The sequence below is a fragment of the Maribellus comscasis genome (assembly GCF_009762775.1).
GTDB lineage: Bacteria > Bacteroidota > Bacteroidia > Bacteroidales > Prolixibacteraceae > Draconibacterium > Draconibacterium comscasis.
This window is the reverse complement of record NZ_CP046401.1, coordinates 3,183,656-3,196,101: the sequence shown is the minus strand read 5'-3', so window position 1 is coordinate 3,196,101 and position 12,446 is coordinate 3,183,656. Positions and strand designations below refer to the sequence as shown.

Genomic DNA, 12,446 nt, shown 5'->3' with positions numbered 1-12,446 from the left:
ATGAAAAATCTTGTCACATTCCTTTTTATTTTACTGATATTGCTTTCCTGCAATTCACAGAAGAAAAAAACTGCCGACAAACCGGAGCCTCAAAAACAGACTCAGACCGAAAACAACGAAGATGCAGTCTGGAAGAAAGTTTTGTCATCGGTGGTAAATATCGATACTTACGACGAAAACAGGATTTTAGAATCAGGACAAGGATTTTTTATAGCTGAAGATTTAATTGCAACAAAATACTCTTTGGTTAATCAGGCCAATAAAGTATGGGTTACTCCCTTTGACGAAGACAAAAAGTACCTGGCTGACAAATATGTTGCTGTTGACAGGATTAACGATATAATTATTTTAAAAATCGATAGCCTCAAACGAAACCCCATCGAACTTTTTGGAGGGAATGCACCCAATTCAGCAAAAACGCTTTATATTTCGTCAAACTCCGGAAAAACACTTCAGCTCTTCACCGGGAAAGTATTAAACCTCACCACCTTGCAAGGTTCCTATGTATACAGGATTACCAACCGGATACGGAAATCGATTTTTGGCACACCAATTTTTGTTTCCAACCATAAGGCGATTGGAATTGCATTTGCCGCAGTGGATAACTTCGAGATGCAAAGCTTTGTTATTCCGTCAACATATATTGCTGATTTGCTAAAAAATAAAAATCTGCCCGCAACTTTGGAATCACTGCGGTCGCATTCAAATAAAGAAATTGCTGTGGAAAACATGAAAATCAAAGGGCTGGTTCTGGAAACCGACATGGGTGATATTACCATTCGGCTTATTAACGAAACACCTGTATACCGTGACAATTTTATAAAACTCACAAAAGAGCATTTTTTCGACAGCCTGCTTATCCATCGTGTAATTGCCGATTTTGGTATTCAGAGTGGAGCTGCCGACAGCAGGTATGCAAAAAAAGGAAACTCTGTGGGTTACAAAGGGCCGGGTTATACACTCCCGGCAAACATTGTTCCCGGCTTGTATCATAAACGAGGAGTGATTGGCTCTCCAAGAAAACCTGATACTCAAAACCAGCGGCGGCGCTCCGAGGGATCGCAGTTTTACATCGTTTCCGGCCGGAAATATATTGACGAGGAACTTGATGAGTTAGAAAAACAAAACGAAATTAAATTTACTGCCGAACAAAGAAGAATTTATAAAACCATTGGCGGCGCTCCACACCTCGATGGCAGCTACACTATTTTTGGCGAAGTAACCTCGGGAATGGAAGTGGTAGATAAAATCGTAAAAGTAAAAACCGACACAAAATGGCGCCCGGTGGAAGATATCAGGCTGAAAAATATCAGGATTCTGAAGTAACCGTTTCTCCAAAAATTTCAGCCATTTCCATACCTTTTTTCAGCCACAGCGTTTGTAACCCTGCCTTTTGCGCACTTAAAATGTTGGGTTCCAAATCATCTACAAAGAGGGTTTCTCCAGGGTTAACTCCTGATAGTTCAATCACCTTTTTAAATGATTCCAAGTCCGGTTTCCTGTCCTGAATTTCATGCGAATAAAAATCTTTCGTAAAAAGTGAGGGAAAATCAATACCATGTTGGTCCTTAAATTCCTTGTGCAGCCTCCGAATATGAATTTCGTTGGTATTACTGAAAAGATAAACATTAAAACTTTTATTTAACTCCTGAACTACTTTCACACGATTTGCCGGAATTTCCTTAATCATCGCATACCAGGCATCTTCAATCTGTTTGTTGGTTGCAAGCGGATTTTTAATAACACGACGAACCTGATTACTAAATTCTTCGGTGGTTACTTTTCCAACTTCCAGCGCATAAAAAATAGGATCCGAATAAGCATGCTTTCGATTGATAACTTCATCATTTAAACCTATTTTTCGAAAGGCCTCAATTGAAGCATCAAAATCAAGATTCAGCAATACGTTTCCTAAATCAAAAATGATGTTTTTTATATTTGTAAGGTCGGGATTCATAATTGTATTCTTTAAGGTTTTGCGAATATAAATATTAAAAAACAGTTTTGTGAAAATAAAAAGTAAACAATATCATACTATATGGTTAAAAGAAAATGATCCGCAAATTGTTCAGGTAATCGACCAAAGAAAATTGCCTTTCTCTTTTGAAATCATGGATTTAAAATCCGTTTCAGATGTTTTTTTTGCCATTCGGGAGATGGTTGTACGCGGCGCCCCGCTAATAGGAATTACTGCTGCCTACGGCATGTATCTTGCTTTGTTCGAAACAGCAGAGAAAAATTTTGAAAACAATGTAAAAGAAAAAGCTAAATTTTTAAAATCAGCCCGACCAACAGCAGTAAATCTGGCTTTTGCAGTGGACGAAATCCTCAGATTTATTCTAAAAGAAAAAGATTCTTCACAAATCATAGAAAAAACGCTGGAGAAAGTTCATTTTCTGAAAACACAGGAAATTCTTTTTAGTGAGAGAATTGGTGAATTTGGATTGGAACTCATTCAAAAAATTTTTAACAAAAAAGGTACAACGGTAAATATCCTGACGCATTGTAATGCCGGCTGGCTGGCTTGTATTGACTGGGGAACAGCAACCGCTCCCATTTACAAAGCTCACCTCAAAGGGATTCCCGTTCATGTGTGGGTAGATGAAACGCGACCGAGAAATCAGGGGGCGCGTTTAACAGCATTCGAACTTTCGGAAGAAGGTGTTCCGCACACTGTTATTGCCGACAATACCGGCGGTCATCTAATGCAACACGGGAAAGTGGATCTGGTGATTGTAGGCAGCGACCGCACAACCATTGGCGGAGATGTGGCCAATAAAATAGGCACCTATCTAAAAGCACTGGCTGCAAACGACAACAATGTTCCTTTTTATGTGGCCCTTCCCTCCTCCACCATCGACTGGAATATTGAAGACGGATTAACAGAAATTCCTATTGAAGAACGCGGCGCAGAAGAAGTCGCGGAAATTGAAGGAGTAAACAAATCGGAGATAAAAACGGTAAGACTGATTCCTGAAAAAAGTAACGTTGTCAACTACGGGTTTGATGTAACACCTGCCCGCCTGGTAAGCGGGCTAATTACCGAACGCGGAATTTGCAAAGCAAATAAACAAAGTATAAAATCGTTATTTCCTGAAAAACAATAATATGACAAAAATCGCCATCATCGGAGGCTCGGGCCTTGAAGATCCTTCCATTCTGAAAAATCCAAATGAAATAAAAATTTCAACTCCTTACGGAGAACCTTCATCTTCATTCAAAACCGGCGAAATAAACGGTGTTGAAGTCGGTATTTTATCACGGCATGGAAGAGAGCATTCTATTACACCTACCTTTGTGAATAACCGGGCAAATATTTGGGCCATCCGCGAGTTGGGTTTTACTCACATAATTGCAACTTCGGCCTGCGGTAGTTTGCGTGACGAAATAAAAAGAGGTGATTTGGTCATCCTCGATCAGTTTATCGATTTTACCCGTTTTCGCAAAACTACTTTTTTCGATTCGTTTGAAAAAGGAGAACTAAAACACACGCCAATGGCAGATCCGTTTAACAACGACTTGAGAAACCGTTTAATAAATGCGGCAAAAGAATTAAAGTTAAGTTATCACCCAAAAGGAACAACCATTTCGATAGAAGGACCAAGATTTTCAACCCGTGCAGAATCGAAGATGTTCAGAATGTGGGGAGCTGATGTAATAAATATGTCTGTCGCTCCTGAATGTATTCTGGCCAACGAACTTGAAATTCCATATGCAACCATTGCACTCAGTACCGATTATGATTGCTGGAAAACCGATGAAGCTCCGGTTACCTGGGAAGAAGTACTAAAAGTATTTAACCAGAATGTAAAAAATGTAATCAGCTTAATCACCAAAACAATTTCATCGTTTCAGCCATTATAAAACTGCTTTTACATACCGCCGCTTTTCTCAGTAAAACATGCTGCTGAACATAAAATTATGTAATAATTTGGCATAAATGTTGCTTGTTTAAAAATACTGTTTTGAAGCTATGAATTTCAATAACCGTTCAGTTAGTTCTATATAATTCAGCCATCAAGCTTCGTTGGCTAAATTCCCAGCGGTATCAGAGAGATACCGCTTTTTCTTTTATATAAGTAGGTAATATGGATTTCAGATTCTATCTTTAAACCCAATTTGAACCAGCTAAAACATGAACAAATCAGCGTACTTTATCTTTTTTCTTTTCACTGCCTTTATTCTCGGGTGTAATCCCGAAAAGCAGGAAAAACCTAACATTATTTTCGTTTTTGCCGATCAATGGCGCGCACAGGATTTAGGTTACATGGGAAATACCATTGTAAAAACACCAAGCATAGACCGGCTGGCAGAGGAAAGCGTAGTATTTAAAAATGCCATTTCGGGCTGCCCGGTTTGTTGCCCTTACCGCGCAAGTCTGTTAACCGGGCAATACCCTCTTACAAACGGCGTATTTTACAACGACAAACCACTTAATCCGGAAGCAAACACCATTGCAAAAATCTATAAAAAAGCCGGGTACGAAACCGGGTACATTGGCAAATGGCATTTAAACGGTCACGAACCGGGAGAAGAAACTTTTGAAGCCCGTTTAAAATTTATACCTAAAGAAAGAAGGCAGGGATTTGATTTCTGGCAGGTGTTGGAATGTACGCACGACTACAACAATTCATTTTATTATGAAGATTCGCCCGAGCAATTAAAATGGGAGGGGTACGATGCCATTGCTCAAACAAAATCTGCCATTAAATATATCAAAGAAAAATCAAAAGGAGAGAAACCATTTTTGCTCATGCTTTCATGGGGACCACCACACGCACCTTACCAAACGGCTCCGGAGAAATACCGGCAAATGTATTCTCCCGAAGATATTGATATTCGCCCCAATGTCCCTGAAGAACTCCGGGAAAAAGCGAAAACCGAGATTGCCGGATATTATGCACACATGGCAGCACTTGACGATTGTTTAAAAGATCTACTTGTCGAAACGGAAAACAGCGGTATCAAAGAAAACACCATTTTTATATTTACCTCCGATCACGGAGATATGCTTTATTCGCATGGCAACGTAAAAAAACAGCAGCCATGGGACGAATCGCTGATGGTTCCATTTCTCCTGAGATATCCTGAAAAATTTGGTGACGGACAGAAAGTAATTGAAGCACCGGTAAACACGCCCGATATCTTACCTACGTTACTTGGATTGTCTGGCATTGAGATACCGGAAACAGTAGAAGGAAAGGACTATTCAAAAATAATTTCAGGTGAGGAGAAACCAGAGAGCGAATCAGTGCTTATTCAATGTCCTGTTCCTTTTCATCAGTGGAATTATGCCAGAGGGGGAAGAGAATACCGTGGTGTCCGAACCGAACGGTTCACCTATGTTCGCGATTTAAATGGCCCCTGGTTGTTGTACGACAATGTTTTAGACCCCTATCAAATGAATAACCTGCTGGGCTTGGATGAATACAAATTTATTGAGTCGGATTTGGATGAACAATTACAGGACTGGCTTACAAAAACAAACGACCAGTTTTTACCCGGAAATGAGTATATGAAAAAATGGAATTACTACTGGGACAGAAATGACAGCATACAGATACAATAAAAAAAGTCACTCAATCCAAAAACTATTGAATGACTTTTAATAAAAAAATGAAATATCTTAAGCGTGCATAAAAACTGGTTTTGTTTCCTTTGCCAGTGCCAATAATTTTTTTGTTTCGTTATCTGTTATTGGCACATATCCATTCATAAATTCCAATGCTTTCAAAAACAATGTATTTTTACCGGGAGGCACTGCAGCGGTTATATTTTTTGAAAGAGTATACTTTAACGCCATTCTCATTACTTCTTCATCCTGAATGGGTTTATACCAAACATTCTTAAATACTTTTTCCTCCCCTTCACCCAATCGGGTCAATGCCATTGCTTTTAAAGCCAATATTCCCATACCACGTTTTTCTGCTTCTTCAAAAACCTGAGGACCAAAGTTTCCGGCATTCCAGCAGGCAAAATTTATCGGAAATAAAATCGAATCAAAATCAAAATTTTTCATTGCCAGCATTGCAGCATCTACCGAGTGAGCAGAAAAACCGAGATGTTTTACTTTTCCCTCTTTTTTGGCTTTCACAAATGTCTCCATCGCACCATTTGCACCAAATACCTGCTCCACTTCTTCAACTGAACTTAACGCATGCAATTGATACAAATCAAAATGATCCGTTTCCAGTTTTCGCAACGAATCTTCCAATTCATTTTGCGCTCCTTTTGCTGTTCTGTCATGAGTCTTGCACGCCAAAAAACAATTTTTGCGATAAGGTTTTAATGCCGGCCCGAGGCGTTCCTGTGCAGTTCCGTAGCCCGGAGCTACATCATAATAGTTCACTCCCAGTTCGTAAGCTTTTGCCACAAGTTCATTGGCAAAATCCTGTGGGTTATTGTTCAGCATTATTCCACCAAAACCGATGACCGAAAGTTTCTCTCCTGTTTTTCCCAATACCCGTTTTGGTAATTCATATGAGGCAGAAAAGTTCTTCCCAAAACTCCGGATTGCAGGAATAGTTAACGCCAAACTTCCAAGAGCGCTGTTTCTTATAAATTTTCTTCGTTTCATTTTAGATGATTCTTTAGGTTTACTAATGTTGATTTCCACTAAGTTAGTAAAATTCTTAATAAATTTGAAACTGCCATTAAACAGTGGAATATGTCAGCAGATACAATTACAAAAAAGCCGGAATATCTTCCGGCTCTAAGCATTTTCCCTATCCTTCATATTTAAAGGACACTTTTAGTTTTGTTCGGTAATACTTAATTTTTCCTTCATGAATATGCATATCCATTTGTACCACTTCCGCAATTCTAAGGTCACGTAAAGATTCGGAGGCCAGTGCTATCGCATTCTGTGCTGCCTTTTCCCACGATTCAGAACTACTTCCGACCAATTCAATTACTTTATAAACACTGTCTGTCATAAGATTTAGTTTTAAGATGAATAATTCAAAAAAATAACCGGGATTTCAATTTCTGCTATTGTGCTCTTTTACGATTGTTTTATTTGAGGGTTTGGAAAGAAGGGATATTTTTAAAAATAGCTTAATTTTGTTCGCTTAAACAAAAAAAAAATGGACTTTCGGGAATTGGTTAATCTACGGCAAAGCGTTCGAAAATACAGCGACAAGCCTGTTGAAAAAGAAAAAACAGAACAATTGATTGAAGCAGTACACATCGCTCCCTCGGCATGTAACTCGCAACCATGGAAGCTAATTATTGTTAACAATCCGGAGCTCAAAAATAAAGTAGCCAAAGCCACATTCAGCAAAGCCATTTCATTTAATAAATTTGCAGTTGAGGCGCCGGTTATAGCTGTTTTGGTAATCGAAAAAGCAAAACTGATTGCACAACTCGGAGGGAAAGTAAAAAATCAGGAATACGCACAATACGATATCGGTATCGCCGCTGACCATTTTTGCTTGCAAGCCGCAGAACTGGAATTAGGAACCTGCATTTTAGGTTGGTTCGACGAAAAGAAAATCAAAAAACTACTCAACATCCCAAAAAAAAGAAAAGTAGGCTTGGTAATTACTTTGGGATACCCGCCTAAAGACTACAAACTGCGCAAAAAAATCCGCAAACCTGTTGAGCAGATCTGCGGGTTCAATACCTATTGATTATTTATCAGGCGAGGAACTGTTTTAAATAATTCCGGGCAGTAAGTATGGCACTTTGAATATCCTCTTCAGATCCTTCAAAAGCTTTGTCTTCTACCTCTATACAAACCGGGCCGCGATATTTTACAGAGGTAAGTGCCGAGAAAAAGCCCCGCCAGTCAACATCTCCCAAACCTGGTATTTTTGGAGAATGATAATCAAGCGGGTAGGCCATTATTCCAACTTCGTTTAATTTATCACGAAAAACTTTTACATCTTTTAAATGAATATGGAAAAGCTTGTCACTAAAATCGTAAATGGGTTTTACCTCGTCCATTTGCATCCAAACCAAATGCGAAGGATCGTAATTCAACCCAAAATTGGGGCTCGGAATTATTTCAAACATTTTTTTCCAAATGGCTGGAGTAGTTGCCAGGTTTTTACCTCCGGGCCATTCATCGCGGGTAAACAACATCGGGCAGTTTTCGATTCCTACTTTTACATCGTTCTCTTCCGCTACCTTAATTACTGCCGGCCACACTTCTGCAAACTTATCCAGATTTTCCTCCACACTTTTCTGCGGATCGCGGCCAACAAATGTATTCACAACCGGAATACCCAATTTAGCCGCAGTGCGAATTACCTTTTTAATGTGTTCAATATAAACATCAGCCTGGCTTTTATCAGCATCCAGCGGATTGGGGTAGTAGCCCAACCCGGAAATATAAACGTTATTCTTTTCCAAAACTGACTTTATTTCTACCGCTTTTTCATCGTCAGTGTCATCAACATTTATGTGTGTAACACCAGCATAACGGCGTTCTGCCTTCCCTTTGGGCCAACACATAATTTCCACACATTTAAACTGATTGTGAGAGGCAAATTCTATTACTTCTTCAAAGCTTTTTTCAGCAAGAATGGCGCTGACAAATCCTAAATCTAACATATTTTAAAAGGTTTACTGGTTTAAAAATCTGATTCTAAAATTACAGCTTTTGTTCAGATCTGTAAAACAAATCCTATTTTTGACAAAATGTTTTGAATCACAATCATCCCCGGGTGAGAACAATCAAACACCAAAATGCACGACAATTGGTTTATTCAGATTTATCTTCAAAAACCCAGATCCCTGAATCAGGATTTTTTTCCATAAAAGTATCTCTGGCAAGAACAGCTTCTCTTTCTGTTGAATAAGTACCGATTGCAACAATAAAAAAGTTCCCTCTTTTCCCCAGAAGAAATGGTTTATAGCCCTCGGCATCAAATTGCTCCATAAACTTATCCACGTTTTCCTGCTCTTTGAAACTCCCGCCAACCAGGTAAAATTTTGACTTTCCTGTATCGGCAACCTCTGCAGGAACGCTCTCTGTTAATGATGAATCCACAGAATCCACCAGTTTTTCTTGTGCTGAATCTTTTACAGCGGTATCCAACGGCGGTACATTTTCCTCCAATTCCGAAGTATTTTCAGCTGTGTCTTCCTGCAGAACAATTTTATAGGATCTGTCAGGGAAAAGTTTATCCTTGCTAAGGTAGAGTCCGGCTCCGATCAACGGAATAAAAATCAACAAAAACCACAGCCAGCTTTGCTTTTTCCGTTTTTCTTCCGGCTGATCTTCCAAAACCAGTTCCTCTTCTTCTTCCGGCTCGGGCTCCTCAATCTTTTCCTGTTCAATTATCTCATCAACCTTTTGGTCTTCGGCAACAGTTTCAGCACCCTGAAAATTCTGACTTGTAACTTCTTCCCTATTTTCCGCGAACTCATTTTCATCCGGTTCTTCAGGCTCCGCAAAAGTCGATTCTATCTCTTTTTCTTCAACTTCTTCTCCGGCAATAACTGCGTCGACAGTTTTTTCATCTTCCGTTTCCGACTCATCAGTCAATTCTTCGTCATTACTCCCGACTATTTCATTTTGTTCCGAAACATCAGATTCAACTTCTCTCTCTTCTTCCGCCTGAATTTCAGGAATTTCAGAAACATGCACTATTTCAGCTTCTTCTTCCTCTTCAAAAGATATCGATTCCAAACCAAATGAATCCAACAGCAGATTTTCGTGAATAGCGGCTTCAAAATCTATCTCATCCCGTTCATTTCTTAAAAGATATCCAATCTCCTCAAGAACTATCTTTTCACCTTTATCGAGCTGATAAATAATATTTTCACGCTCTTTTTCAATTATCCGAAGGGCATCAAAATGCGAAACCGACTGTTTTTTTGAAACATAACCAACCAGCAAACCATCGTTATTTCTAACATTCTGATTAAAAGTTATTTCCTTCGATGGGGGAACAATTTTACCGGTCTCCTTGTCAATCTCTGCCGGTTTATAATTCGAAATAAACGCTCCGAAACCAGGAATGATAACCGTTTCATTATCAAGTAAAAGTTCGTATAAAAAAGGTCCTAAATTCACTTCAATTTGTTTTGGAATGTAAAATTATACAAAACATTTCAGTTGAAATTAAAAAAGCAAAATTAAGTTTCTATAAACCTCCTTTCTTCCCCATAAAAATTGCCCCTGGAGTGTAATTTATTTCCTATTTTTGTTCTTCAAATATTTTACAAATGGCACAAACAATTTTAGTTACAGGAGGCACCGGTTATATTGGCTCACACACAGTTGTTGAACTCCAAAATGCAGGTTTCGAGGTCATTATTGTTGATGATCTTTCAAATTCGGGAATTGATGTTTTAGATAATATCGAAAAAATCACAGGTAAAAAACCTCAATTTGAACAGTTTAATCTTGCAGACACCCAAAAAACCGACGATTTTTTTAATAAAAATCAGAATATTGATGCAATTATCCATTTTGCAGCATCAAAAGCAGTTGGGGAGTCGGTACAAATCCCGTTACACTATTACAGAAACAATCTGGTATCGCTGATTAATATTCTGGATTGCCAGTTAAAATATGAGATTCCAAATATTGTTTTTTCATCGTCGTGTACGGTTTACGGACAGCCCGATGTTTTACCGGTAACAGAACAAACACCACGAAAAGATGCCGAATCGCCATACGGAAATACCAAAAGGGTAAATGAAGATATTTTACGCGATTCGATTGCTGCTTATCCGCAGCTAAAAGGTATTGCGTTGCGCTATTTTAACCCAATTGGCGCTCACCCGTCGGCATTAATTGGTGAACTTCCTTTGGGAGTTCCTCAAAACCTTGTGCCGTTTATCACGCAATCGGCGGCCGGGCTTCGCGGTGAGCTGAAAGTTTTTGGCAACGACTACGATACAACTGACGGTTCAGCTGTTCGCGACTACATCAATGTTGTTGACCTCGCAAAAGCACATGTTGTAGCCATTGAACGTTTACTAAAAGAAAAAAACAAAGCTAATTATGAGGTTTTTAATCTTGGAACAGGTGAAGGATTATCAGTACTTCAGGTAGTAAAAGGTTTTGAAAAGGCAACAGGAATAAAACTGAATTATAAAATTGTTGACCGTCGTGCCGGGGATGTAGAAAAAATTTGGGCCGACACTACTTACGCCAATGATGAACTTGGCTGGAAAGCAGAAAAAGGTTTGGAAGAAACGTTGCTCTCTGCCTGGAATTGGGAGAAACGAGTGCGGGAGATCGAATAAACATTTTTTGAATACAAGAAAGAAGTATTTAGCATAAATTAAAAAAGGTTTTTCCGTTTTGGAAAAGCCTTTTATTTTTAATTGCCTATTTTTGAACGAATTTAAATACCCTTTACAAATGAAAAATTTACTAGTTACAGGCGGCGCCGGATTTATCGGATCACATGTTGTTCGCCTGTTTGTGGAAAAATATCCGGAATATAATATTGTTAATCTCGACAAGTTAACATATGCCGGAAACCTTGCCAATTTGAAAGACATAGAAGACAAGCCAAATTACGAGTTTGTAAAAGGCGACATTGTTGACGGAGATTTTATCCTGAAATTATTTGAGGAAAAACAGTTTGACGGTGTAATTCATCTGGCTGCCGAATCGCATGTCGACCGTTCTATATCAAACCCTACCGAGTTTGTTTATACAAATGTAATCGGAACTGTAAACCTGTTAAACGCAGCCAAGCACATTTGGAAGGATGATTTTTCAGGTAAAAAATTCTATCATATTTCTACCGATGAAGTCTACGGTTCCTTGAGTGATGAGGGTATGTTTACCGAAGAAACCCGTTACGATCCACACAGTCCTTATTCTGCGTCAAAAGCAAGCTCCGACCATTTTGTGCGCGCTTACAACGACACCTTTGGTGTTCCGGCTGTAATTTCAAACTGTTCAAACAATTATGGCTCTTACCAGTTTCCAGAAAAGCTTATTCCACTTTTTATCAATAACATAAAAAATAAAAAGCCGCTTCCGGTATACGGGAAAGGTGAAAATGTGCGCGACTGGCTTTGGGTAGTCGATCATGCCCGGGCAATCGATGTGATTTTCCACAAGGGAAAAATCGGAGAAACCTACAATATTGGTGGATTCAATGAATGGAAAAATATCGACCTCATCCGTGTTATGTGCCGTGTTATGGATAAAAAACTGGGACGGGAGGAAGGTGAATCAGAAAAACTTATAACCTTTGTAAAAGATCGAGCCGGGCACGATTTGCGCTACGCAATTGATGCGACAAAAATTAAAAACGAACTGGGATGGGAACCGTCGCTTCAGTTTGAAGAGGGTATTGAAAAAACCATCGACTGGTATCTGAAAAACGTCGAATGGATGAAAAATGTAACATCAGGTGACTACCAGAAATATTACGAAAACCAGTATTCCAAAAGATAACTGAACAAATATTTTAAATAAAAAAAGAGAGCCATTTGCGGTATCTCTTTTTTTATTCCTGTATTTCCGC

The 12,446-nt window shown here is 39.0% G+C and carries 12 protein-coding genes; 7 read left to right on the top strand and 5 right to left on the bottom strand.

The annotated features are described in order from the left end of the window. Positions 1–1,326, top strand: coding sequence for a peptidylprolyl isomerase (locus GM418_RS12735; protein WP_158866788.1), 1,326 nt, complete (start codon positions 1–3; stop codon positions 1,324–1,326). On the opposite strand, the gene GM418_RS12730 is transcribed toward GM418_RS12735, so the two are convergent. Next, on the bottom strand, positions 1,310–1,957 hold the full coding sequence (locus tag GM418_RS12730) for an HAD family hydrolase (protein ID WP_158866785.1): 648 nt from the start codon (positions 1,955–1,957) through the stop codon (positions 1,310–1,312). The two genes, GM418_RS12735 and GM418_RS12730, sit on opposite strands and share 17 nt — an antisense overlap. 49 nt (positions 1,958–2,006) lie before the next feature. Here GM418_RS12730 and mtnA point away from each other — a divergent pair, with 49 nt between their 5' ends. The 3 genes from mtnA to GM418_RS12715 all read left to right on the top strand — a co-directional run bounded on the left by mtnA (position 2,007) and on the right by GM418_RS12715 (position 5,569). After that, a complete protein-coding gene (gene mtnA / locus GM418_RS12725; protein WP_158866782.1) occupies positions 2,007–3,107 on the top strand; it encodes an S-methyl-5-thioribose-1-phosphate isomerase in 1,101 nt (366 codons plus the stop codon). A gap of 1 nt (position 3,108) precedes the next feature. Further along, a complete protein-coding gene (gene mtnP / locus GM418_RS12720; protein WP_158866779.1) occupies positions 3,109–3,864 on the top strand; it encodes an S-methyl-5'-thioadenosine phosphorylase in 756 nt (251 codons plus the stop codon). A 271-nt stretch (positions 3,865–4,135) separates the two neighbouring features. Next, positions 4,136–5,569, top strand: a complete 1,434-nt coding sequence (locus tag GM418_RS12715; RefSeq protein WP_158866776.1) for a sulfatase family protein — start codon at positions 4,136–4,138, stop codon at positions 5,567–5,569. A gap of 57 nt (positions 5,570–5,626) precedes the next feature. On the opposite strand, the gene GM418_RS12710 is transcribed toward GM418_RS12715, so the two are convergent. Further along, the gene (locus GM418_RS12710; protein ID WP_158866774.1) at positions 5,627–6,577 is read right to left on the bottom strand and encodes an aldo/keto reductase; all 951 of its coding nucleotides are present in this window, start codon (positions 6,575–6,577) and stop codon (positions 5,627–5,629) included. Between the two features lie 148 nt (positions 6,578–6,725). Beyond that, the gene (locus tag GM418_RS12705) at positions 6,726–6,935 is read right to left on the bottom strand and encodes a dodecin family protein (protein WP_158866771.1); all 210 of its coding nucleotides are present in this window, start codon (positions 6,933–6,935) and stop codon (positions 6,726–6,728) included. A 150-nt stretch (positions 6,936–7,085) separates the two neighbouring features. Here GM418_RS12705 and GM418_RS12700 point away from each other — a divergent pair, with 150 nt between their 5' ends. Further along, positions 7,086–7,631 (top strand): nitroreductase family protein, encoded by a 546-nt coding sequence (locus GM418_RS12700; RefSeq protein WP_158866768.1) that lies wholly within the window; start codon positions 7,086–7,088, stop codon positions 7,629–7,631. Positions 7,632–7,638: 7 nt separating this feature from the next. Here the strand turns inward: GM418_RS12700 and GM418_RS12695 are convergent, their stop codons facing one another. Together GM418_RS12695 and GM418_RS12690 are read right to left on the bottom strand one after the other, a co-directional pair. Continuing rightward, positions 7,639–8,556 carry a sugar phosphate isomerase/epimerase family protein gene (locus GM418_RS12695; RefSeq protein WP_158866765.1) on the bottom strand — a complete coding sequence of 306 codons (918 nt, stop codon included), beginning with the start codon at positions 8,554–8,556 and terminating at the stop codon, positions 7,639–7,641. A 151-nt stretch (positions 8,557–8,707) separates the two neighbouring features. After that, positions 8,708–10,024 (bottom strand): HU domain-containing protein, encoded by a 1,317-nt coding sequence (locus tag GM418_RS12690; RefSeq protein ID WP_158866763.1) that lies wholly within the window; start codon positions 10,022–10,024, stop codon positions 8,708–8,710. A 152-nt stretch (positions 10,025–10,176) separates the two neighbouring features. Between GM418_RS12690 and galE the strand changes: the two genes are divergently transcribed. Further along, positions 10,177–11,205, top strand: a complete 1,029-nt coding sequence (gene galE, locus GM418_RS12685) for a UDP-glucose 4-epimerase GalE (RefSeq protein WP_158866760.1) — start codon at positions 10,177–10,179, stop codon at positions 11,203–11,205. Positions 11,206–11,323: 118 nt separating this feature from the next. After that, entirely contained in the window at positions 11,324–12,376 is a 1,053-nt protein-coding gene (rfbB, locus tag GM418_RS12680) for a dTDP-glucose 4,6-dehydratase (RefSeq protein WP_158866757.1), read from the top strand. Positions 12,377–12,446: the final 70 nt, after the last annotated feature.

Excerpts from the sequence above, each read along its gene's own strand:
- GM418_RS12735 (WP_158866788.1), top strand. The coding sequence starts at position 1 with ATGAAAAATCTTGTCACATTCCTTTTTATTTTACTGATATTGCTTTCC.
- GM418_RS12730 (WP_158866785.1), bottom strand. The coding sequence starts at position 1,957 with ATGAATCCCGACCTTACAAATATAAAAAACATCATTTTTGATTTAGGA.
- mtnP (WP_158866779.1), top strand. The coding sequence starts at position 3,109 with ATGACAAAAATCGCCATCATCGGAGGCTCGGGCCTTGAAGATCCTTCC.
- GM418_RS12715 (WP_158866776.1), top strand. The coding sequence starts at position 4,136 with ATGAACAAATCAGCGTACTTTATCTTTTTTCTTTTCACTGCCTTTATT.
- GM418_RS12710 (WP_158866774.1), bottom strand. The coding sequence starts at position 6,577 with ATGAAACGAAGAAAATTTATAAGAAACAGCGCTCTTGGAAGTTTGGCG.
- GM418_RS12705 (WP_158866771.1), bottom strand. The coding sequence starts at position 6,935 with ATGACAGACAGTGTTTATAAAGTAATTGAATTGGTCGGAAGTAGTTCT.
- GM418_RS12700 (WP_158866768.1), top strand. The coding sequence starts at position 7,086 with ATGGACTTTCGGGAATTGGTTAATCTACGGCAAAGCGTTCGAAAATAC.
- GM418_RS12695 (WP_158866765.1), bottom strand. The coding sequence starts at position 8,556 with ATGTTAGATTTAGGATTTGTCAGCGCCATTCTTGCTGAAAAAAGCTTT.
- galE (WP_158866760.1), top strand. The coding sequence starts at position 10,177 with ATGGCACAAACAATTTTAGTTACAGGAGGCACCGGTTATATTGGCTCA.
- rfbB (WP_158866757.1), top strand. The coding sequence starts at position 11,324 with ATGAAAAATTTACTAGTTACAGGCGGCGCCGGATTTATCGGATCACAT.